This window comes from Actinoplanes sp. NPDC051537 (assembly GCF_055586105.1).
Window position 1 is genome coordinate 244059 of the sequence record NZ_JBVJIU010000001.1, and the last position, 21979, is coordinate 266037.

Genomic DNA, 21979 nt, shown 5'->3' on the forward strand with positions numbered 1-21979 from the left:
GTCGTCACTCCTCGGTCAGCAGGCTCAGGGCGGGGCGGGTGCGCAGGTACTCGGCCGCGTTGGCGTCGCGCTCCTGCTTCCGGTAGTAGGCGACCTCGACGAGTTCCAGCGCGAGACCGTCCGGATCGCTGAAATAGCACCACTGCCAACCGGCGAGCGGTCCGTCGTCGACCACGTTGACGTCCGAGTAGAACGTCACGCCCTTGCCCTCCAGTTCGGCCTTCGCGGCCCGGATGTCGTGCACCTTGAAGCAGACGTGCGCGGCGCCGAGTTGATTGTTGGGCGCCGGCGCGGTGCTGGTGACCGGCCGGTTGGCGTATTCGATGAGCTCCATCGTGGAATGCTCGCCAACCCATAGGCTCACCTGGCGCAGCTTGGCGTCCGGCACGCCGACCCCGCGGGACAGGTCGGGGCCCTCGAACCAGGGCGTGGGTTCGTTGGCGAACGGCATGCCGAGGATGTCGTGATAGAAGTAGATCGAACGGTCCAGGTCGCGGACGACGAGGCCGGCGTGGTGGATGGCGGCGAGTTGCATGGCGCGGGGTTCCCCTCAGGCGGTCAGAGTCGGCGAGGCCAGGACCTTGAGCTGGTCGCCGCGCGGGTCGACGAGGACGTCGAAACCTTTGGTGACCACGTCCGGCAGCGGGATGCGGGCGGTGACGGCCCTGGCGACGGGGTACTTGCCGGAGGCGATCAGGCGGATGATGCGGGGCCAGTCGGTGATCAGGTAGCACCAGCTGCCGACCAGGGTGACGTCCTTCGCCGACAGCGTCATCGCGTCGAACGTGGCCGGCCGGGTGTGCAGCCCGGTCTGCACGATCGCGCCGCGCCGGCGAACGCTGGTCAGGGCGGTGGCCAGGCCGGGGGTCGAGCCGGAGCATTCGGCCACGACGTCGGCGCCGAGGCCGTCGGTCAGGTCGGCGATGGTGTCGGCGAAACTCTCGTCGGACGGGTCGAGCACGGGGCCGACGTCCAGGCCGCGGGCCAGCGCCGCCCGGTTGGGGTTGGGCTCGGCGATGACCACAGTGCCCGCGCCGACGGCGTTGGCGTAGAGGGCGGACAGGACGCCGATCGGGCCGGCCCCGGTGACCAGGACGACGTCGCCGCCCTGCACGCCGGCGCGGTCGACGCCGTACGCGGCCACGCTGGCCGGCTCGACGACGGCGCCCTCGATGTCGGAGACTTCGTCGGGCAGCTTGGCGACCTGATAGTCCTTGAGCACGGCGTATTGCGCGAGCCCGCCGGTCTCGGCGCTCAAGCCGGTGCAGGCGAACCGTACACAGAGATGGCCGAGCCCCCGCCGGCAGTACGCGCATCGGCCGCAGACGATGGCCGGCATCACCGCGACCCGGTCGCCGACGGCGACGCCGGTCACCTCGGGGCCGGCCTCGACGATCCGGGCGGAGAACTCGTGGCCGAGCGTCTGCGGCAGCGTGGCACCGGTGAGCGGGTGCGGGCTCACCGGGGTGACGATCGGGCCGACCAGATATTCGTGCAGGTCGGTGCCGCAGATGCCGCACCAGGCGACCTCGACCAGCACCTCGTCGGGCGCCTTGGGCGCCGGGACGCCGACGTTCTCCAGACGGATGTCGCCCTTGTCGTGGAAGCGAGCTGCCAGCACGGTCTTCAGCCTTTCGATAGGGAATCGGCGCCGCGGACGCGGCTGTAGACGACGGCGGCCACCACGATCAGCGCGCCCTGGAAGAAGTACTGCCAGGTCTGGCTCAACTCGAGGAACACGGTGGCGTTGAGCACCTGGACGATCAGGCCGGCGCCGAGCAGGGTGCCGATGAACGTGCCGCGCCCGCCGAGCAGGCTGGTGCCGCCCAGAATTACCGCGGTGATGCTGCTGAGCGTGTATCCGACGCCCTGCGCCGGATCGCCGATACCAAGCTGGGCAAGCAGCACGAGCGCACCGACGAAGACCAGGACCGAGCAGCAGACGTACGCGCCGATGACCGTTGCGGTGACCTTGACCGCCACCCGCCGCGCCGATTCCTCGTTGGAACCGACCGCGCGCAGCCGCATACCGGCCGGAGTGCGGCGCAGCACCCCTTCGAGGGCGATGGTGGCAACCACCAGAATCACGAAGCTCAGCGGGACGGGCCCGACCTGTTCGGTGACGACGCCGGTGACGGTGGCGCCGATGTTGCCGCCGGGTGAGTCACGCAGCAGGAAGCTGAGTCCTTGCAGAGCGATGTACGTGGCCAGGGTGGCCGCGACCGGAGTGAACCGCGCGTATCGGATGAGGGTGCCGTTCACGGCGCCGGTGCCGACTCCGGTCAGCAGCATGAGCAGGAGCCCGAGGATCATCACGGGCCCGGATTTGCCGTCGTTGAGGAAGAACGAGCCGACCACGACCATGAAGCCGGCGAGCGGCCCGACCGACAGGTCGATACCCCCGACCAGCAGCGCGACGGTCTGGCCGAGCGCGATGAAGCCGAGCGCGGCGCACGAGGTCATCACCGAGGTGATGTTGAAGGCGGACAGGTAACGGTCGTTGGTGCTGTAGACGTACGCGCCGAGGCCGAGCATGACCAGGGCCAGGATGATGACCGGCGCGTAGTCGCCGAGCAGGAATCGGCGCAGCCGCGTCGAGCCACCGCGGGTGGTGCCCTCCTCGCGGCGATGCCCGGTGGCCCGGACGGCCGCGTTGATCAGCGCCTGCTCGGTGATCGCGTCACCCTCGACCGTCTGGACCATCGCGCCGCGAGACATCACGACGACTCGGTCGCAGAGCCCTTCCAGCTCCTTCGCGTCGGAGGAGGCGATGACCACCGGCACGCCCTCCGCGGCGATCTCGCGCAAAATACGATAGATCTCGGAGCGGGCGCCCACGTCGACGCCCTGGGTCGGTTCGTCGGCCACCAGGATCGCCGGGGCCGACAGCAACGCCCGGGCCAGCACCACTTTCTGCTGATTGCCACCGGAAAGCGCGGAGATCATGGTCTGCTGCGAGGGTGTCTTCACGGCCAGCGAGCGCAGCTGGCCGGCCACTGCGTCAGCCTCGGCCCGTGCGTTCAGCAATGGCCCTCGGGTGAACAGCGGCAGCGCCGACAGGGCGGCGTTCTCCCGTACCGACAGGGACATCATCAAGCCCTCGCGGTGCCGGTCGGCGGGTAGGTACCCGCATCGGTGCCGCAGCTGCTTCGGGCCGTACGCCGAGGCGCCGATCTGGACCGTCCCGGCAAACGACTGCACCCCGGCCAGCGCCCGTAGCAGCGCGCTCTGGCCGTTGCCGACGATGCCGGAGATCCCGATGATCTCCCCGCGCCGGGCGGTGAACGAGACGTCGTGAAACTCGCGGCCGGACAGGCCGTCGACGACCAGGACCGGTTCGGCCTCGTCGGCACCGGCCTTGGCCGGGAAGGTGGATTCGAGCTTGCGGCCGACGATCAGGGCGAGCAACTCGTCGTCGGAGATGCGGGCCGTCTCCCCGCCGCCGCGGACCGTGCCGTCGCGCAGCACGGTGACCCGGTCGGCGAGCGCGCGTACCTCGGCCAGCCGGTGGGTGATGTAGACGACCGCGGTGCCGCCCGCGGCGGCCGCCCGGACCCGGTCGAAGAGCAGGTCGACCGATTCGGGTCCGAGCGGCGCGGTCGGTTCGTCGAGGATCAGCAGCGTAGGTTCGACGACGAGCGCCTTGGCGAGTTCCAGCAGGTGTTTCTGGGCTATGCCGAGCGACTCGACCCGGTCGTCGAGGTGCGCGGCGCAACCGACATCGGCCAGCATGGCTCTCATCGCGGCCTCGGAGTCGCCGTCGCGGCGCAGCACCTCGGCGGGCACCGCGACCCGGATGTTCTCCCCCACCGTCATGTCCGGCATCAGCGCCGGGTGCTGGTGCACGATGGCGATCCGCAACTCCGCGGCCTGCGCCGGGGTGAGGTGGTCGTAGGTGTGGTCGCCGATGGTGATCGAGCCGGCGTCCGGCACGACCGCGCCGGACGCCACGCCCATGAGGGTGGATTTCCCGGCGCCGTTCTCGCCGAGCAGGGCGTGCACCTCACCGGATCGGACGGTCAGGTCGACACCGGTCAGTGCCGCCACCCCGTCGTAGTTCTTGTTGATTCCGGTGAGGGCCATCGTCGCCGGCGCCACCGTCACTGTGGTCTGCTCGTTCACCGTCGGTCCTTACTTGTTGAACAGCGCGGCCTGCTGCGCCCCGGGCAGCTCGGCGGAGAGGTAGACGTCGCCGGGCAGGCTGCGATCGCACTTGACCGGGTTCGGCTGACTGCTGACCGAGTCCTCGAAGGCGGGCGCCTCGAACTGCGTGCCGGCCGGCGGGGTGCCGCCGGTTGCCTTGGCCACGGCCCAGTCGACGGCCAGGCGGGCGTTGTCGTTGCCGGTGGCAACGGTGAACAGCTTGAAGTCCGGGTTCTTGGCCTTGTGGTCCGCCCAGAAGCAGGACAGGACGTTGCCGTCGGAGGTGACCAGGGCAGGGATCGATCGACCACTTTTCTCGAACTCGGGCAGCGCGCCGACCAGCGACGGCCCGAAGTCGGAGACGATCACGTCGATCTTCGGATACTTGGCGATGGCGGCCGACAGGACCTGCTGGGTCAGGGAGGGGTCCCAGTTGGTGACCTCGAAGGGCTGCTGCCCGATGAACTTGTACTTGCCGCTCGGGTCGAGGACCTCGTGCAAGGCTTTGAGTTCGGTGAGACCCTGGCTGTTGCCGGCCGGCCCGGACAGGAAGAGCACGTTGCCGCCGCTGGGCAGGTTCTTGGCGATCCAGTTGCCCCAGTTCTTGCCATCGTTGGCGAAGTCGGCGCCGATCCAGGTGGTGTAGTCGACGCCAGGTTTACCGCCCGGGTCCACCCGGTACGGGACGGTGACCGCGTTGGCCTTGTAAGCGCTGCGCAGCGCGGGCAGCACGGCGTTTCCGGCGTCGGGGAAGACCACCAGAGCGTTGACACCCTTGGCGACCATGCCCTGGATGTCGGAGATGGCCTTCTGGACGTTGCCCTGGCCGTCGGCGTAGCTGAAGTTGGTCACGCTGGGGCATTTGGCCACTTCGGCTTTGGCCGACGCGGTGGTGACCAGGCGCCAGCTGTTGCCGCCGAAGCCGTCCGTGAGTCCGAGGCTGATCTTCTTCGATCCGCACCAGCTCGGCGCCCCGGGCACGGGGGCGCCGGCGGCGTCGGCCGAGTTCTTGGCGGAATTGGCGTTGCTGCATCCGGAAGCCAACAGGACGAGCGCACCGGCGACGGCGGCCAGCCCGAGCCCGGAGGGGAATGTGGACATGATGAAGCGTCCTCCTTGCAGGCGACATGGAGATGTCAGAGCGGGAGCGCGGCCTAGGCCGACGCCGTAAGGGCCCGGGTACGCTGCGGCGATCGCAGGCGATTCCAGTTGACTGTGTAGAGCGCAACGCCGAGCGCGAGCGCCACGGCCTGGACGAGGGTCTGCACCGCGTAGGTTTCGCCGAGCGCCAACACGTACTGCTGCAGTTGAGTCAGGAACAGCCCGGCCAGCGCACTCGCCGCCAGGCTGCCGCGACCGCCGAGCAGTGAGGTGCCGCCGAGCACCACCGCCGCCACCGAGGCGAGAACATAACTGTCGCCCTCGTAGGCGGTGGGCTTGTTGACGATCCCGGCCAGCAGGAAGCCGGCCAGCCAGTAGAGCACCGTCGCGCCCACGTACGCGCCGCCACGGAAACGGTCCACCTTCAGTCCGGCCGCCCAGCCGGCGAGCGCGTTGGCTCCCACGGCCTCGAAGCGGCGCCCGGCGACGGTCTTCTTGACCAGCACAGTGGTGATCACGGTGGCCACGACCGCGAAATACACGGCGTTCGGAACGCCGAGCGCGCTCCCGCCGGCCACCTTGGCCATGAGGTTCGTGGTCTGCCGCGGCGTGCCGCCGGAGACCGCGAGGACGGCCGCGTACAGCAGCGCGTTGGTGCCCAGCGTGGCGACGATCGCATTGAGCCCGAGGCGTCCGATCAGCAGTCCGTTGAGGAGCCCGGCCACGATCGCGGCGGCCAGGGCAAGTGCCGCCGCCGGGACGACCTTGCCGTCGTTCCCGTACGCCTCGTGCGTGATGATCACGACCGTCAGCGAGATGGTGCCGGCGATCGAGAGGTCGATGCCGCCCTGCATCACGACCAGGGTCTGCCCGAGCGCGGCGATGGCCAGCACCGACGCGAACGGCAGCATGCCCAGCAGGGCGCCGTGACTCATGCTGCTGCGGGCGGTCGCCCAGCCCAGTACGGCCAGGGCGATCAGGGCGATGAGGACGGTGATCAGGCCGCGGGACACGGAGCGGCGGGTGTTCGCCGTGGCGCCGGAAGGACTGGTCATGTGATCTCCTCGATCCCACTCCGCGTTGTGCCTGACTTTACAAAGAGGTTCCGGCGTTCACAATAGGTTGACACTCGTAAAACACAGGTCCGCTATACGGCCTCTGCGGGGCAGGATCGTCCCGCCTGTCGGCCGAACGTTCTCTCTTACTTCACAACAAGCACTTTGCCCGGCAGTGTGCCGGCGACCAGCTGCTCGAACCCGTCGGTCACCACCCGGTCCAGCGGCACCACCCGGCCGACCAATTCGTTCGCGAGCGGCCGGTCGCGCAGCAGCTCCAACGCACGAGGCAGATCGGCGTCGCAGACATGCGCGACCGTGGTGCGTACCGTCACCTCACGCAGGACGAGATCGGCGAGGGCCAGACTCTGCGCCGCCTTGACCAGGCCGACCAGCAAAACCGTCCCGCCGGTGGCGACCAGATGAGCGGCGCGCTGGGCGGCGCCGGGCACACCGGAGCTCTCGATGACCACGTCGGCACCTGCGGGCACCAAGTCGCGAACCGGAACCTCTGGATCGTCGGGAGTGACCAGCAAGGTTTCGGTCGCCCCGAGCCGCTGGGCGGCGGCCAGCCGGCCCTCATCCACATCGACCGCGACCACCCGGCCGTCGTGCCGGGCCAAACCGGCCAGGATGAAAGAGCCGATCGCGCCTGCTCCGAGCACCAGCACGGTATCGCCCGGCAGGACACCGGACCGGTCGACCGCGTGTAGTCCGACCGCGAGCGGCTGAGCCAGCGCGGCGTCCCGGTCGGCGCATCCGTCCGGGATCTCCCGCAGCGTGGCGGCCGGCACGGCGACGTACTCCGCGAGCCCGCCGTGCGTGCTCAGCCCGAGCGTGTAGTAGCGCTCGCACAGATTGGTTCGTCCCTGCCGGCACCGCCGGCAGGCACCGCAGGAGACGCCGGCGCCACTGGCCACCCGCCGGCCACGCCACTGCTCAGCGCCCGGACCGGCATCCACCACGTCGCCGACGAACTCGTGGCCGAGGATGGTGGGACCGACGTGACCGCTGCCGGGATGCCGCGTGGTCAGCGGCACCATCGTCGGGCCCTTGGTGTACTCGGTGACGTCGGTGCCGCACAACCCGTTGCAGGCGACCGAGAGCACCACCGTGCCCGGTCCGGCGACCGGCTCCGGGTACTCCTCGATCCGCATGTCCCCCGGTGCGTACAGAACGGCGGCGCGCATGGGAACCTCCGCCCTCACAACGTCGCGGTGGACGTCAGATGGACCTTGATCTGAGACTTGTCGCTCAGCACGGCGGCCACCGCATCGTCGGCCTTCGCCAGCGGGTACGTCGACGTGACCAGCGGCGTCAGGTCGACGCGACTGCGCGCCAGGAACCGTAGCGTGCGCGGCCACACCCCCGGCGAGCCGATGATCCCGCGGGCCTGCAGCTCCTTGGACTGGAAGAGCCCGAGCTTGGCCGGGACCGAGGAGCCGACGTCGATACCGACGTACACCAGACGCGCGCGGAACGCGGCCGCCTCCAACGCGACGGCCATGGCCTGGGGACGACCGCTGGCTTCGAAGACGACGGACGCGCCGACGCCGCCGGTCCCCGCGGCCAGCTCCTCGAGGAAGGTCGGTCCGCTCGGGTCCAGCGCGGCGTCGGCGCCGAGCGTCAGTGCCACCTCGGCCCGCGCCCGGCTGGGCTCGGCCACCAGGACCCGCGCGCCCTGGCCCGCCGCGGCGGCCACGATGCCCAGGCCGATCGGTCCGGCCCCGAGCACCAGCACGGTGTCGCTCGCGTCGAGGTCACCGGCCCGCAAGGTGGCGTAGTAACCGCAGCTGAACGGTTCGACCAGGGCGCCCTGCGTCCAGGAGAGATTGTCCGGCAGGTGATGCAGCCAGCTCTCCTTGGCGACGAAGAACTCGGCGGCGGCGCCGCTGATGCTGAAGCCGAAGTGGTCCGCGCCGATCACGCACTCCCCCACCACGCGGTCGCCCACGCCGAGGCCTTTGACCGCCCGGCCGGCGCGGACAACCTCGGCCGACCACTCGTGGCCGGGGATGACTGGGAAGCTGAACGGGATGATGTAGCGCCCGGCGAGAAGTTCGATGTCGCTGTGGCAGATGCCGACCCGCCGGCTTGCCAGCAGCACCTCGTCGTCGGCGATGTCCGGAATGGTCAGCTCATTGATGGTCGCCCGATTGTCTCCGACAAACTGAAGAGCCTTCATGGATTGCTCCAGCGCTCGGTGCCAGGTGTTCACAAATACTGAACGCCAAGCGGAGAGCGTGTCAACCGTTACTTCGTGGACATCGGGTCGAAACGAGGCTTAGTAGCCGTGCCGGACGCACCAGATGCCGCGTACGGCCGCGTCGGTCCGATTGGCCAGCAGATGCGGCACCGCGGAGTCGAAGCCGATCGCTTCGCCTGCCCTGAGCGTGAGAACCTCGAATCCCACCGTCACCTCGAGCTCGCCCTCGATCAGCCAGCCGAACTCGAACCCGGAGTGCCGCAGCATCCGCTGGTCGTTTGTCGAACTGGAGTGCGGCGGATAGATGATCTCAAGGAAGTCCAGCCCGGTGCCGGTGTTGTCGACCAGCCGCTCCCAGATCACACCGCTGTCCATCTCGAGGACGTGCCGTTCCCCCGGCCGGGTCACCGACAGCATCGGCAGCCGCCCGTCGTGCGGCCAGGCATGGGCGAGATCGCCCAGGTCGGACCGGTTGACCGGCGAGGTCGCCGCGGTCTTGGGCGAGGCCGGCTCGGCCGGCGCTCCCGCAGCGTCGTGGTCATCCTCCTCGGCGAACAGCTCGTCTATCGAGACGCTGAGCAGTTGTGCCAGGGAGTAGAGCGTGGCCACCGACGGCTGGGACTTGCCCCGCTCCATCTGCGAGAGGAACGAGGGGGAAACGCCGAGCTCGCGGGCGACCTCACGGAGCGACCGGCCCGATCGCTCCCGCACGCGCTTCAGCCGGGTACCCAGATTGCTCAGCGGCTTGGTGGCGGACGAACTGAGCTCGGTCACGTGATCCCCTCGATTGCGTCCCCTCATTATGGGACGCCGTCCGCGCTCCGCGTCGGGAGCTCAGTTGTGCGGCTACAGCGAACGCCTGCCCCGCTGAACCGTAAAGCAACAGTTGACGGCGCGTCCAGTGTCGGGTCATCATCGAGCACCATGGACCGCACCGCATTGGTCGTGGGAGTCACCGGGATCGCCGGATACAACATCGCGGAAGCGCTGACCGGCGCCGGATGGCGAGTCGTCGGGTTGTCCCGAGCGCCACGGTACGAGATTCCGGGCGTCGAGCACGTGTACGCCGACGTCCTCGACCAGGCCGCCGTGGAGTCGGCAACGGCCGGCCGCGGCATCACCCACCTGTTCTTCAGCACCTGGTCGCGCCAGCCCACCGAAGCCGAGAACTGCGCGGTCAACGGCGCGATGCTGGACACCACGCTGCGAGCCCTCTCGCGCACCGCGTCGCTGCGGCACGCCGTGCTCATCACCGGGCTCAAGCACTACCTCGGACCGTTCGAAGCCTATGCGGAGGCACCAGCTGACACACCGTTCCGCGAGACCCAGAACCGCCTGCCCTACCAGAACTTCTATTACGAGCAGGAGGACATCCTGTTCCGGGCGGCGGCCGAGCAAGGCTTCACCTGGTCGGTACACCGCCCGCACACGATGATCGGCTACGCGCTCGGCAACGCCATGAACATGGGCGTCACCCTCGCGGTGTACGGCAGCATCTGCCATGCCCGCGGCGAAAAGTTCGTGTTCCCCGGCAGTCCCCAGCAGTGGAGCGGGGTCACCGACATCACCGACGCGCGCCTGCTCGGCCGGCACGCGGTCTGGTCGGCCACCGAACCAGCCGCGGCCAACCAGGCGTTCAACACCACCAACGGCGACGTCTTCCGCTGGCGGCAGATGTGGCCGAGGCTGGCCGAGGCGCTCGGCGTCGAGGCAGCGCCGTATGCCGGACACGCCGACCCGCTCGACGCCCGCCTCGCCCACGCCGACGAGACCTGGGCGACGCTGACCGACAAGCACAGCCTCACGCCGTACCGGGCCACCGACCTCGCCTCCTGGTGGCACACCGACGCCGACCTCGGCCGGCCGGTCGAGGCGTTCGCCGACATGTCGAAGAGCCGCGCTCTCGGCTTCCTCGACTTCCAGGACTCGACCCGGTCGTTCCTCGACCTCTTCGAGACACTGCGCACCCAGAACGTCATCCCCCAGCGGTCGTGAGCCCCGACCACGAGGTCGACCTGCTCGTGCTCGGCAGCGGCGCGGCGGGCCTGGGCGCGGCGGTCGTCGCGGCCGACGAAGGACTGTCGGTGCTGGTGCTGGAGAAAACCGAATGGCTGGGTGGCACCACCGCGTACTCGGCCGGGACGTGCTGGATCCCGGGGCACGCCATGATGGCCGACCAGGACGGCGACGTCGCCGCGGCGAGCCGTTACCTGGACGCTCTGGTCGGTGACAAGGCACCCCGGGAGCTGCGCGAGGCTTACCTGGCCGCCGGGCCGCAAATGCTGGACCGGCTGGGCCGGATCGGCGTGCGTTTTCTGCACTCCGCCACGGTTGTCGACTACCACCCGGAGATCCCCGGCTTTGGTGTGGGGCGCGCGCTGGAGCCCGAGCCGTACGACGGCCGACGGCTCGGCCGGGAGCGATTCCACCGGATCCGGCCGCCGGTCCCGGAATTCGCGCTGTTCGACGGCACCCTCATGGTGCGCCGGGCCGAAGTGAACGACCTTCTGGCGGTCTTCGGCGGAACGCCGCGCGGCGTGGCCGTGGCGCTACGCCTGGGCACGCGGTGGGCCTGCGACCGAATGCGTTACCGGCGGGGCACTCGGCTGGTCATGGGCAACGCGTTGGTCGCCCACCTCTACCAACGGCTGCTCGACCGGCGCGGCAACGTCTGGTTCACCGCCGCGACCAGCGAACTCATCGCCGAAGGCGGCCGCGTGGTGGGCGCCGTCGTGTCATACCGGGGCCGGATGGTCCAGGTCCGGGCGCGGCGGGGCGTGGTCCTCGCGGCCGGCGGATTCGCCGCGAGCCCCGAGCTGCGCGCCGCTTACCTGCCTCGCCCGACGCCCCAGTTCACGAGGGCCGCCGAGGGAAGCACCGGCGACTCCATCGCGCTGGCCCACTCGGTCGGCGGCGTCCTGGTCGAGCCGCGTGACGACAACGCCCTATGGTTCCCCAGCTCGATCGGACGCCGCCCGGACGGCTCGACCGCCGTCTTCCCGCACATCTGGGACCGCGCCAAGCCCGGCATCGTGGCAGTCAACGCCGCCGGCCGGCGCTTCGTCGACGAGTCGGTGTCCTATCACCGCTTCACCCGCGCGATGTACCAGTCCCACGAGACCGTCCCGACCATCCCGGCCTGGCTCGTCCTCGACGCCCGCACTCTCCGGCGCTACGGACTCGGTCGGGTCCGCCCGCACGCGCCGCTCGGCCCTCATCTGCGCGACGGGTACCTCCAGCGGGGCCACACCGTCCGGGAACTGGCCACCGCCATCGGCGTCGACCCGGAGGGTCTCGAACAGACCTTGGTGGCCGCCAACCGGGCCGCCCACACCGGCGTCGACGACCAGTTCGGCAAGGGCATCAGCCCATACGGCCGCCAGTACGGCGACCCGAAGCACCAGCCCAACCCGAACCTCGGCCCGATCGAGACCGCTCCGTTCTACGCAATCGCCGTGGTGCCGACGCCGCTCGCCACTGCGCTCGGCCTGCGCATCGACCCGGACGCCCGCTTACTCAACGCCAACGGCCGGCCCATCCCCGGCCTGTACGCCTGCGGCAACGACGCCAGCTCGATCATGGCCGCCGAGTACCCCGGCGCCGGCTGCCAAATCGGCGCCGGCCTGACATTCGGCTACCTCGCCGCAAGCAGCGCAGCCCGTCAGGGGTGAAAGGGATCCTCTCCCTGGACGGACGAAACCACCCAGGCCCCATTCACCCAACGCTGTCTCGGCGGGCGCGAGATCAAGCACCGAGACCAACGGAGACGCGGAGCTATTTAGCGGGTCCTGCGCGGCATCGCCTAGACGCCGACGCGCCGGCCATGCTGTCCGCCGTGAGGTGACGGCCTGCCGGGGTGCAGGTCGATTTCGCCGTCCACCGGCTGTCGACGGTTTCCCTCCCCCGCCCGGCCGGCGGACCCAGCCCGGCGGCAGGGTCCAACTCGTCGACGCCGGGCGAGACGGTCGCTTCCCAACCCCAGCCGCCCCGGGACCGCGCAGCAGCCACACCGCAACCTTCTTACCCTGGGCGTCCCGCAGCGTGTCGGTGCAGCATCGCCGGCGACCTGCTCGCGCGGCGCGATGGTCGCCGGGCCGGTTGGTGGGTGTGTCGTTCACCACCGGTGCGCTGTCGAGCAGCGCGAGCGGCAGGTCGCCGTCGTCCTCTCGCTGCCTAACCTCCATTTGCTTCTTGACAGGTTATAACAAATCCCGCTTTCCTCTAACCCTCATAATACGTTGAGGAGGTTAGAGGGATGGGACTCGCCTGGCAGCAGGGTCCATTGTCCGCGGGGCCGGTCGGCCGCTTCCTCACTGCGGAGCCGTTGCCCGGACGCCTGCCGTTCGCCGAGCGGCTGCGTCGCCGGATGCGGGTGCGTTTCGGCGGGGACTGGATCGCGGACAGCGAAGACGTGGTGCTGCTGCACGAGCCGGGCCGCTACCCGGTGGCTTACTTCCCGCGCGGGTCGATCCGTGCGGATGCGCTCGTGCCGACCGACCGGACCACCCGGCACCGCGACCTCGGAGCCACCGCGTGGTTCACCGTCGCCGCCGGAAACACGCGTGCCGAACGGGCCGCCTCGGAGCATCCCGGCGGCGACCTGCGCGACCGGGTGGCGTTCGCGTGGCGGGCGATGGACGCCTTCTTCGAGGAGGACGCCGACCTTCTGCCCCTACAAGGGGCTGGCGAGCTACTGGGACATCGGCTCAAAGGCGCCGGCGGTCTGGTGCTATCCGCAGGCATTGCCGGAGGTCACCCGGATCGGCGGCCACTTCTCCTTCGAGCCCGACCGGGTCGAGGTGTTTCTCGACGGCGCCCGGCTGCATCTCGAACCCGGCCAATCCGTCACCCCGCACGGGCTCGACCGCGGGCTCGGCATCGACGAAATGCATGAGAGGACAGGGCAATGGAAAGCCTGAAAGACCGTACGGTGCTGGTGGTCGGCCGCGAGGGTGGGATCGCCGCGGCCGTGGTGGCCGCGGTGCGTGAGGCCGGTGGAACCGTCATCACCGCGACCCGGGAAACCGTCGACGTCACCGACGAGGCGAGCGTGGCCGCACTCGCCGAACGACTCGGCGCGGTCGACCACGTCGTGTCGACCGCCTCGGCCCGGGCCCGCGGCGCGCTCGCCGACCTGCAACCGGCCGCCGTTCTGCGGTCGCTCTCGACCAAGGTGCTGGGTCCGATCCTGCTTGCCAGACACTTCGCGCCGCGGATGCCGGCCGACGGCAGCTTCGTCCTCTTCTCCGGCGCCACCGCCCGCAAACCGTCTCCGGGCATGCTCGCGGTCTCGGCGACCAACGGTGGTGTCGACGCGCTCACCCGGGCGCTGGCCGTCGAGCTGGCGCCGATCCGGGTCAACGCGGTGTCGCCCGGCACGATCGACAGCGGCGCTTACGACGCGCTGGGCGATGCGCGCAAGGCGGCACTGTTCGAGGCACGCGCGGCCACCAGCCCGGCCCGCCGCGTAGGTACGCCCGACGACGTCGCGCGGGCCGTGATATATGCGCTGACCAGCGGTTTCACCACCGGCACCACCCTGGTCGTGGACGGTGGAGAGGTGCTGGCCTGAGAGGGACACACGCCTCGAGGTCGTGCAGCCGACGCCGCCGGGCTCGGGCTGCTCGATCCCGTTCGGGCTCGGACAACATGACGGGCCGCTGATTCGACAGTTTTGACAAAGTGGTTGGCGAGTCACCTGGCCGGGCAACTGCTGTCGCGAACACACCCTCGTACGAAATCGGGGGTTGAGCGGCGAGGACGCGGTGGTTGTCATGGTCGGACTGCTGGTCCCGGTCGGCCTGTTGATTCTGACGGGGTTGGCCGGGTGGGCGATGGTCGCGGTGTCGGCGTGGTGGCTGGTGGCGGTCGTCGTGTTGGGCTTGCTCCTGCTGCTGAGCGTCTACGACCTGGTGCAGCGCCGGCATTCGGTGCTGCGGAACTTCCCGCTGCTGGGCTATGCCCGGTTCGGGCTGGAGAAGATCCGGCCGGAGATTCAGCAGTACTTCATCGAACGCAACTTCGACGGCCGGCCGTTCGACCGCGATGTGCGCTCGGTGGTCTACGAGCGGGCCAAGGGCATCCACGGGGAACAGGCATTCGGCACCGAGCGGGACGTCAACGCGGTCGGCTACGAATACGTCGTGCACTCGACCGCTCCGGTGGAAGCGCCCGAGGAACAACCGCGCGTACGGGTCGGCGGCCCGGACTGCACCCAGCCGTACGACATGGCGTTGTTGAATGTCTCGGCGATGAGCTTCGGCGCGCTGAGTGCCAACGCGCTGCGCGCTCTCAACCGGGGCGCCGCGGCCGGCGGTTTCGCCCACGACACCGGCGAGGGCGGCCTGACCGACTACCACCTCGAAGGCGGCGGCGACCTGATCTGGGAGCTGGGCAGCGGCTACTTCGGGGCCCGGACCAAGGACGGCACCTTCGACCCCGGCATGTTCGGTGACAAGGCCGCCCACCCGAACGTGAAGTGTGTGTCGCTGAAGCTGAGCCAGGGCGCCAAGCCGGGTATCGGCGGAGTACTTCCGGCGGCCAAGGTGACCAAGGAGATCGCCCAGGCGCGCGGCGTGCCCGAGGGCGAGAAATGCGTCAGCCCGGCCGCCCACCACACCTTCCACACGCCCCGTGAGCTGGTGCTGTTCATCGCCCGGATGCGGGAACTGGCAGGCGGGAAGCCGACCGGTTTCAAGCTCTGCGTCGGTTCACGCCGGGAACTGCTGGCCATCTGCAAGGCGATGCTGGCCGAGAACATCACGCCCGACTTCATCGTGGTCGACGGTTCGGAAGGCGGAACCGGCGCGGCGCCGCTGGAGTTCGAGGACCACGTCGGCGTCCCGCTGACCGACGGGCTGATCGGCGTGCACAACGCGTTGACCGGCACCGGCCTGCGGGACCGGATCCGGATCGGCGCCAGCGGGAAGGTCACCACCGGCATCGACGTGGTGAAGAGGATCGCGCAAGGCGCCGACTACACCAACGCCGCCCGGGCGATGATGATGGCGGTGGGCTGCATCCAGGCGCAGATGTGCCACACCAACCGCTGCCCGGTCGGCGTCGCCACCCAGGACCCGCGCCGCGCCCGGGCGGTCGACGTGGCCGACAAGAGCGAGCGGGTGCACCGCTTTCAGCAGGCCACGGTCGCCCAGGCGCAGGAACTGATCGCCGCGATGGGGCTGCACGGCCCGCACGAGCTGACCCCGGCCATGCTGCACCGCCGCATCGACCACGCCACCACCAAGACCTACGACGAGCTCTACGACTGGCTCGAACCCGGGCAACTGCTGGCCGAGGCGCCGAAGGACTGGGCGTCCGACTGGGCGGCCGCCGACCCGGACCGCTTCACCACCGCACCCAACCGAACGGGAGCCTGGAAGTGACCACCATCGCCGAGCAACTCGTCACGGCCCTGGCCGACCTGGGCGTCACGACCGTCTGGGGCGTGGTCGGGGACGCCCTCAACCCGATCACGGACGCGATCCGCCGCGAGGACCGCCTCGAATGGATCGGCGTACGCCACGAGGAAGTCGCCGCGTTCGCAGCCGGCGCCCAGGCTCAGCTCACCGGCACGCTCGGGGTGTGCATGGGCACGGTCGGGCCGGGCTCGATTCACCTGCTCAACGGCCTCTACGACGCGAAGAAGTCGCATGCCCCGGTGCTGGCCATCTGCGGGCAGGTGCCGCTGCCCGAACTCGGCAGCGACTTCTTCCAGGAGGTCGACAACGACGCCCTGTTCCGCGACGTCGCCGGCTTCTGCCGCACGGTCACCTCGGCCGAGCAGATGCCGCGCCTGCTGGAACAGGCCGTGCAAACCGCCTACGCAACCCCGGGGGTAGCCGTTCTGACGGTGCCCGGCGACGTCGGCTCGATGGAACTGCCGAAGCACACCCCGCGCCCGCGGTTCATCACCCGGCCGGCGGGCACCGCGCCCGGCGAGGCCGACCTCGAGCGGGCGGCGAAGCTCATCGACCAAGCCGGCAACGTCACCATGCTCGTCGGCATCGGCGCCCGGGAGGCCCGCGAGCAGGTCCTCGCCCTCGCGGAGCGGCTGAGCGCCCCGATGGTGCTGACGCTGAAGGCCAAGGAACGCCTCGAGCATGACAACCCGTTCGAGATCGGGCAGAGCGGCCTGATCGGCAACCCCGCCTCCAAGCAGGCATTCGACGCCGCCGACCTGCTGCTGATGGTCGGCACCGACTTCCCCTACCCGCAATGGCTGCCCGCCGGCACGCCCACCGTCCAGATCGACCTGCGTCGCGAACACATCGGCCGGCGCATCCCGGTCGACGCCGGCCTGGTCGGCGACGCCCACGCGACGGTGTCCGCCCTGCTCACCCGGGTGTCGGCGAAGACCGACCGGGCCCACCTGGACAAGGCACGCGAGGCATACACCGCGTGGCGGCAGCGGCAGAACCGTCTCGTCGATCCGGATCACGACCACGGCCTGCTCGGCAAGCTGCGGTCGACGTTCGACAACACCGACGACCGGATCCGGCCGGAAGCCCTCGCCGCGGCCGTCGACGCGCTGGCCGCCGACGACGCCGTCTTCACCACCGACACCGGCATGTCCACGGTCTGGCTGTCACGGTTCGTGACCATGCGCGGGACCCGGCGGCTGCTCGGCTCGTACAACCTGGGATCGATGGCCAACGCCATGCCGCAGGCGCTCGGCGCCCAGGCCCTCGACCGCCGGCGGCAGGTCGTCGCCTTCTGCGGCGACGGCGGCCTGACCATGCTGCTCGGCGATCTGCTCACCGCGGTCAGTCATCAGCTGCCGGTCAAGCTGATCGTGTTCGACAACGGCCGCCTCGGCATGGTCAAACTTGAGCAGGAGCAGGGCGGCCTGCCCGAATTCGGCACCGAGCTGGCCAACCCCGACCTCGCCGCGGTGGCCCGGGCGATGGGCCTGACCGCCTTCCGCATCACCGATCCCGAATCGCTGCCCGGCACTCTGGCCGAGGCCTTCGAGGCGACGGGACCGGTCCTGGTCGATGTGATCACCAATCCCGAGGAGATCTCGCTGCCGCCGAAGACCACGGCCGCCGATGCCTGGGGCTTCGCCATCGCCAAGATCAAGGAAGGCATCATCAGCCCCGGCGACCGGGGCTGACCGCTCTTCCCGCCGAACCACCATCACGGCGGCCGCACCGAGCGGCTCCCGGAGCGCCCGGCACCGGCGGAGGCTCGGGTGCGCCGACCTGGGCGGGGCGATCCGGGCCTGCCGGCCGGGCAGCCGCGGCGGCACCACTCGTCGGTTGGTGAGCTCCGCGGCGCCCAGGGCAATCACCCCGTGGCTATGGCCCACTGTGCCTTGCCCCGGTCAGGGTCAGCCCAGCGCAACCGGATACCCCATCCCGCCCCTGCCCCGAGGGGTGCACCAAGGCTGACAACCGTCGCATGCGCTGGGCCTTCCGTCGTCCGGCCCGCACCCCAACCCTCGACGGACTTATTGCCGCATCCAGCGGTCGGCGCTGATCGGGATCATCGTCGGAGCCCGTGCGGTGAGCACTCATCGTCGCCGAGCCCATCGATGAGCAGGGTGAGACCGATGCCGAACATCCAGACGTCCTTGGCGATGGTCATTCCCTGCTGGGTCGGGCGGATGCTGCCCTCCTCCCGCAGTCCAGGGGTGCGAAGGTAAAGGCCGAGCAGACCGGCTGAGAAGCCCGTCAGCGCGGCGCCGGCCGCGACGGCGGGTACTACGGGAACGAGCAATGCGGTCCCCAGCGCCAGTTCAACGGCGCAGACCAAGCGGACGAATCGCTGCGGTGATATTGAGTGAAGGAACGGATAGGCCGCGGTCGCCATGCCGTGCAGACCGGCCGCGGTGTCGTCGTCTGTGTGCCGCTTGGACAGGCCTGAGTTGACGAGGAACACCCCGGTCGTAAGGCGCCCCGGCACATTCCGGACCCGTACGCGTCGTGACATCTTGCTCCCTCCTCTCGCCCCATCCCAGCAGCCTCCGCCCCCCGTCGTCGATTGGCAGAACTGCCCAGGTCAGAGAGTGCTGCGGTTCACGCAAGGCCAGGTGGTCAGTGGGCAGCGTCGGAAGTGCGCGAGCCACGGGGCGCGTTCCAGTAGGGCGGGCCCCGGGTGCCCGTCGTCCCACTCGAAACGGGGCGGGCCGCCGACCGGCCGGGGTCTGCACCGCGATCTTGGAGGTCTCGCTCCGGGTAGCAGGTCCACGCGTCCTCTTGACCGATCTCAGGAATTCCGTTCTTGGGCTGCGCGTACATGATCACGCTGGTTCCGAACAATGCTGAATTTCATCGTCACCGATCGGCAACGTGCGTCCGAACCGATACGGCATTGAGGACAATGGATGGTGACCACCGCGCGGCCCCAGCCCTGGATCAAGGGCGAACACGGAAGATGAACGTTTGATTGGCGCCGTTGATTGATTTCACGGCCCGTACTAGTGTCGGAAGGTCGGGGTGATGGAAGGCGGATCGCGTCGGTGCGGACCGTATCGCGAGGCCTTCGGCCCTAGGCATCACGCACGAATAGCCGCGTCATCCGGCGGCGCAGCGAGGAGTCCCGGATGCACGGAGGACACCAGGAAGAACCCTTTTCCGAGACAGAGGACCTGGACGACGCGGCGTCGGAGTACGCCACTGCTTGGGTGTGTTCCGATGTGAATCACCGACGCTTGTTGCGCGACGATTTGATCAGCCGTCTCATTCCGTTCGCGGATCGGCTGGCATCGCGTTACCGGGAACGCATCGAACCGCTGGACGATATTCGTCAGGTGGCCCGGCTCGGTCTGGTCAGGGCAGTCGACCGATACGACCCAGAGCGCGGTTCGTTCACCGCCTTCGCATTCGTCACCATCACCGGTGAGGTGAAACACCACTTCCGGGACCGCACCTGGGGCGTGCACGTCAGCCGGCGGCTGCAAGACCTGTCCATGGACGTGGGTCACGCCACCGCAGAACTGACCCAGACTCTGTCCCGGACGCCTACCACCCCTGAGATCGCCCAGCATCTCGAGGTGGACGAGCACGACGTGCGCAACGCACGTTTATGCACGGCTGGGCGCACTCCGATGTCTTTGAGCACGTCGCTGGGCGACGACGGCGTAGAACTTGTTGACCTGATCGGAAAACCGGACGCAACGCTCGAGAACATCCCGGATCGGCTCGCCTTGGCCGAGTTGATGCGCGAACTGTCACCGCAGATCCAGCGCCTGATCATCCTGCGGTTCTACGGCAACCTGACACAATCGGAGATCGCTACGGAATTCGGCATCTCGCAGATGCACGTGTCGCGGCTGATCCGCCGCGGCCTGGCGTGGTTGCGGATGGCCCTGCTCAGCGACTCGCCACCGCCGTGGAACAACGTGCACGAGTACTACGGGCTGGAGACCATGAAGGTGCAGATACGGCAGAGCGACACATCGGTCGACGTCCAGGTGGAGGGTGACATCGACGCGCACACCGCAGACCGGCTGTCCCGGCGGCTACAGTCAGCGGTCTCGCTGGCCGCCGAACAGGGCCGGCTCGACGTCGACCTGACCTGGGTGCTCCACATCGACATTACCGGCGCTACGGTGTTACGTGACGCCCAGGTGGCCGCGTCGCGGTCCCACGTCACCATGACCATGGTCGGCCTGCCGCCACACCTGGAGTCCATCCTGGCCAGCCACGAACCACCGACCACCGCTCTGCCGTACCCGTAGATGGGCCGGACCGATGAGCCGGACTCTGCTGGGTGCCTTCCAGCCAGCCATGATTCAGTTGACAGGACCAGTCCCGGAGCACGCGCTGTAGCCCAACCGATGGCTGGGGGTGATGCGCGGCGCCTGCTCACCGGCCCGCGCGAGACCGGAGCAGGTGACCGCGTGCCGAGAGTCAGTCGTCCGGGCCGGCCAGGTGAGGTGGGATGTACAAGGCGTGGTCCAGCGACCGGACGGCGGCCGCGGTGCGGGTCGGCGCGTCGAGCTTGGATCGGATGTGTTCCAGATGGGCCGCGACGGTGCGCTGGGTGATGAACAGAACCGAGGCGATTTGCCGATTGGTCGAGCCGTCGATCACCAACCCCAGCACCTCGAGCTCGCGCCGGGTGAGACCGTACAGATCGCCAGGCGGCGACACGATCACGAGCTCGGCAAACGGCGACGATGGGATCGGCGGACAGGCGATCACCGTGATGCGGAGGTAGTCGTCAGTCTCGTGCGTCGCGTACGGGCATAGGAAGGAAATGGGGCTCCCGTGGGCCCGCAGGCGATTCGACGCAATGGCGACCACTTGGCAACCGGTGGCCAGCAGCGGATGCACTGGTGACCCGGGCAACGGGTGTACCGCACCACCCGGGCCGACCACCGCCGAAGCACGGGCGTCGCCGACCAGACCGGCCAAACCGATGATCGAGGTCATCGGATCGATCGCCGCGGCGATCATTGGCGCCACCTTGCCGATCACGTTGCAGTCGGCGTCACTGGGTTGACCGGTCGCGTCGGTGACCAGAACAAGCAGGCCGACCGGTCGTCCGTCCATGGCGATCAGCGGCATCCCGATGCCGTTGTGCTTCCCGGCCGGCCACCAAGGCCCTTCGAGGGAACGATAGGCCGGTGGCCGTCCGCCGTTCCGCAGGCACATCGGGTGGCGACTTCGCAGCACGCCGGACGACTCCACCGCTGCGCAGAATCCTCGCGACTCGATGTACGCCCGCGCCGCAACGTCATGGCCCACCGCGCCGGCGGTCAAGAAACGCCGGCCACGGGTGTCCAGCACACCCAGCCAGGCCGCCGAGAATGGCACGATCGCGCGCAACGGATCCCACAGGCTCACCAGTTCGCCTGGCGGGCCACCGGCAGTAGTGATCCGGTTGATCTCCGCCGCGAATACCACCGCGCTCATCATGGGCTCCGGCACAGTTCTCCATCCTCCGACGGCCGCAACTGCATCGGCCGTTCAGCGTGCGCGGACGACTTTCTTGCAGTTGTCCGGTTTCTTTATCATTTGCCGACGGACCGACACGGGCCAAAGCCGGTGCGCGATCACCCGCGGTGCGTAGTTGTCATCCCCCTCGATCCGATCCGGCGACAGCCGCAGGTACCGCCGCAGGTGACACTGCCTGGACGCAAAACCAGCGAGCGGTTCACGAAGGCACCGTCTCGCCGATGAGGTGCGGGTACCTGTATACCGCCGACCAAATGGCCGAACATCCTTTCCGCGACGCAAGCGGCGGGATCGGTGTTCTTGCTGCGCCTCCGCGCTGGCTCTCGACTCATGCCGCCTCCGGTTCTGATGGTGCTCGGCCGATGCGCCGTCATCACGCACCGCCTTGCTGGTTCGTGGCCTTCCCCGCGCCGTGACGCGTTTTGCGTGCGTGGCCCAAAAAGCCAGATGGCGCGAAATGCCGTTGCCCTTGCCAGTCGTGTCGACGCCCCCGCGTACTGGGTTTCGTGTTGTGTGGCAGCGCCTTCGCGCTTCGGTACCGGAGATCCCCGTCAGCGAACGGCCGGTGC

17 protein-coding genes and 1 pseudogene are annotated in these 21979 nt (G+C 69.2%); 8 read left to right on the forward strand and 10 right to left on the reverse strand.

Annotated features, from left to right (window positions below):
- Window positions 1-4: 4 nt before the first annotated feature.
- The 8 genes from ACZ6TB_RS01095 to ACZ6TB_RS01130 all read right to left on the reverse strand — a co-directional run bounded on the left by ACZ6TB_RS01095 (window position 5) and on the right by ACZ6TB_RS01130 (window position 9279).
- Window positions 5-535, reverse strand: coding sequence for a VOC family protein (locus ACZ6TB_RS01095; protein WP_465549202.1), 531 nt, complete (start codon window positions 533-535; stop codon window positions 5-7).
- A 15-nt stretch (window positions 536-550) separates the two neighbouring features.
- Window positions 551-1621 (reverse strand): 2,3-butanediol dehydrogenase, encoded by a 1071-nt coding sequence (locus tag ACZ6TB_RS01100; RefSeq protein WP_465549204.1) that lies wholly within the window; start codon window positions 1619-1621, stop codon window positions 551-553.
- 5 nt (window positions 1622-1626) lie between these two features.
- Entirely contained in the window at window positions 1627-4122 is a 2496-nt protein-coding gene (locus ACZ6TB_RS01105) for an ATP-binding cassette domain-containing protein (protein ID WP_465549206.1), read from the reverse strand.
- Between the two features lie 9 nt (window positions 4123-4131).
- Entirely contained in the window at window positions 4132-5244 is a 1113-nt protein-coding gene (locus tag ACZ6TB_RS01110) for a substrate-binding domain-containing protein (RefSeq protein WP_465549208.1), read from the reverse strand.
- Between the two features lie 53 nt (window positions 5245-5297).
- Window positions 5298-6299 carry an ABC transporter permease gene (locus ACZ6TB_RS01115; protein ID WP_465549210.1) on the reverse strand — a complete coding sequence of 334 codons (1002 nt, stop codon included), beginning with the start codon at window positions 6297-6299 and terminating at the stop codon, window positions 5298-5300.
- Between the two features lie 146 nt (window positions 6300-6445).
- Window positions 6446-7489 carry a zinc-dependent alcohol dehydrogenase gene (locus ACZ6TB_RS01120; protein ID WP_465549212.1) on the reverse strand — a complete coding sequence of 348 codons (1044 nt, stop codon included), beginning with the start codon at window positions 7487-7489 and terminating at the stop codon, window positions 6446-6448.
- 14 nt (window positions 7490-7503) lie between these two features.
- Entirely contained in the window at window positions 7504-8484 is a 981-nt protein-coding gene (locus ACZ6TB_RS01125; RefSeq protein ID WP_465549214.1) for a zinc-dependent alcohol dehydrogenase, read from the reverse strand.
- Between the two features lie 99 nt (window positions 8485-8583).
- Window positions 8584-9279, reverse strand: a complete 696-nt coding sequence (locus ACZ6TB_RS01130) for a helix-turn-helix domain-containing protein (protein WP_465549216.1) — start codon at window positions 9277-9279, stop codon at window positions 8584-8586.
- 150 nt (window positions 9280-9429) lie between these two features.
- Between ACZ6TB_RS01130 and ACZ6TB_RS01135 the strand changes: the two genes are divergently transcribed.
- The 7 genes and pseudogenes from ACZ6TB_RS01135 to ACZ6TB_RS01165 all read left to right on the forward strand — a co-directional run bounded on the left by ACZ6TB_RS01135 (window position 9430) and on the right by ACZ6TB_RS01165 (window position 17620).
- Complete coding sequence (locus ACZ6TB_RS01135) at window positions 9430-10500, forward strand: SDR family oxidoreductase (RefSeq protein ID WP_465549217.1); 1071 nt, start codon at window positions 9430-9432, stop codon at window positions 10498-10500.
- A complete protein-coding gene (locus ACZ6TB_RS01140; RefSeq protein ID WP_465549219.1) occupies window positions 10497-12176 on the forward strand; it encodes an FAD-binding protein in 1680 nt (559 codons plus the stop codon). Before ACZ6TB_RS01135 ends, ACZ6TB_RS01140 begins: the two co-directional genes overlap by 4 nt.
- Window positions 12177-12871: 695 nt before the next feature.
- Window positions 12872-12988 (forward strand): annotated as a pseudogene (locus tag ACZ6TB_RS01145) (DUF427 domain-containing protein); the annotation flags it as partial.
- Complete coding sequence (locus tag ACZ6TB_RS01150) at window positions 12984-13424, forward strand: DUF427 domain-containing protein (protein WP_465550272.1); 441 nt, start codon at window positions 12984-12986, stop codon at window positions 13422-13424. The pseudogene ACZ6TB_RS01145 and the gene ACZ6TB_RS01150, both read left to right, overlap by 5 nt.
- Window positions 13412-14077 (forward strand): SDR family oxidoreductase, encoded by a 666-nt coding sequence (locus tag ACZ6TB_RS01155; RefSeq protein ID WP_465549221.1) that lies wholly within the window; start codon window positions 13412-13414, stop codon window positions 14075-14077. The genes ACZ6TB_RS01150 and ACZ6TB_RS01155 overlap by 13 nt, the downstream gene beginning before the upstream one ends.
- A 202-nt stretch (window positions 14078-14279) precedes the next feature.
- Complete coding sequence (locus tag ACZ6TB_RS01160) at window positions 14280-15890, forward strand: FMN-binding glutamate synthase family protein (protein ID WP_465549223.1); 1611 nt, start codon at window positions 14280-14282, stop codon at window positions 15888-15890.
- Complete coding sequence (locus tag ACZ6TB_RS01165) at window positions 15887-17620, forward strand: thiamine pyrophosphate-dependent enzyme (protein WP_465549225.1); 1734 nt, start codon at window positions 15887-15889, stop codon at window positions 17618-17620. Before ACZ6TB_RS01160 ends, ACZ6TB_RS01165 begins: the two co-directional genes overlap by 4 nt.
- 371 nt (window positions 17621-17991) lie before the next feature.
- Here the strand turns inward: ACZ6TB_RS01165 and ACZ6TB_RS01170 are convergent, their stop codons facing one another.
- Window positions 17992-18387 carry a hypothetical protein gene (locus ACZ6TB_RS01170; RefSeq protein WP_465549227.1) on the reverse strand — a complete coding sequence of 132 codons (396 nt, stop codon included), beginning with the start codon at window positions 18385-18387 and terminating at the stop codon, window positions 17992-17994.
- Window positions 18388-19051: 664 nt separating this feature from the next.
- On the opposite strand from ACZ6TB_RS01170, the gene ACZ6TB_RS01175 reads away from it, so the two are divergent.
- Window positions 19052-20188, forward strand: a complete 1137-nt coding sequence (locus ACZ6TB_RS01175) for a sigma-70 family RNA polymerase sigma factor (RefSeq protein WP_465549229.1) — start codon at window positions 19052-19054, stop codon at window positions 20186-20188.
- Window positions 20189-20360: 172 nt separating this feature from the next.
- On the opposite strand, the gene ACZ6TB_RS01180 is transcribed toward ACZ6TB_RS01175, so the two are convergent.
- Window positions 20361-21383: a LuxR C-terminal-related transcriptional regulator gene (locus ACZ6TB_RS01180; protein WP_465549231.1), complete on the reverse strand. Its 1023-nt coding sequence runs from the start codon at window positions 21381-21383 to the stop codon at window positions 20361-20363.
- Window positions 21384-21979 lie beyond the last annotated feature (596 nt).

Excerpts from the sequence above, each read along its gene's own strand:
- ACZ6TB_RS01095 (WP_465549202.1), bottom strand. The coding sequence starts at position 535 with ATGCAACTCGCCGCCATCCACCACGCCGGCCTCGTCGTCCGCGACCTG.
- ACZ6TB_RS01110 (WP_465549208.1), bottom strand. The coding sequence starts at position 5,244 with ATGTCCACATTCCCCTCCGGGCTCGGGCTGGCCGCCGTCGCCGGTGCG.
- ACZ6TB_RS01115 (WP_465549210.1), bottom strand. The coding sequence starts at position 6,299 with ATGACCAGTCCTTCCGGCGCCACGGCGAACACCCGCCGCTCCGTGTCC.
- ACZ6TB_RS01120 (WP_465549212.1), bottom strand. The coding sequence starts at position 7,489 with ATGCGCGCCGCCGTTCTGTACGCACCGGGGGACATGCGGATCGAGGAG.
- ACZ6TB_RS01125 (WP_465549214.1), bottom strand. The coding sequence starts at position 8,484 with ATGAAGGCTCTTCAGTTTGTCGGAGACAATCGGGCGACCATCAATGAG.
- ACZ6TB_RS01135 (WP_465549217.1), top strand. The coding sequence starts at position 9,430 with ATGGACCGCACCGCATTGGTCGTGGGAGTCACCGGGATCGCCGGATAC.
- ACZ6TB_RS01150 (WP_465550272.1), top strand. The coding sequence starts at position 12,984 with ATGCGCTCGTGCCGACCGACCGGACCACCCGGCACCGCGACCTCGGAG.
- ACZ6TB_RS01155 (WP_465549221.1), top strand. The coding sequence starts at position 13,412 with ATGGAAAGCCTGAAAGACCGTACGGTGCTGGTGGTCGGCCGCGAGGGT.
- ACZ6TB_RS01160 (WP_465549223.1), top strand. The coding sequence starts at position 14,280 with ATGGTCGGACTGCTGGTCCCGGTCGGCCTGTTGATTCTGACGGGGTTG.
- ACZ6TB_RS01175 (WP_465549229.1), top strand. The coding sequence starts at position 19,052 with ATGCACGGAGGACACCAGGAAGAACCCTTTTCCGAGACAGAGGACCTG.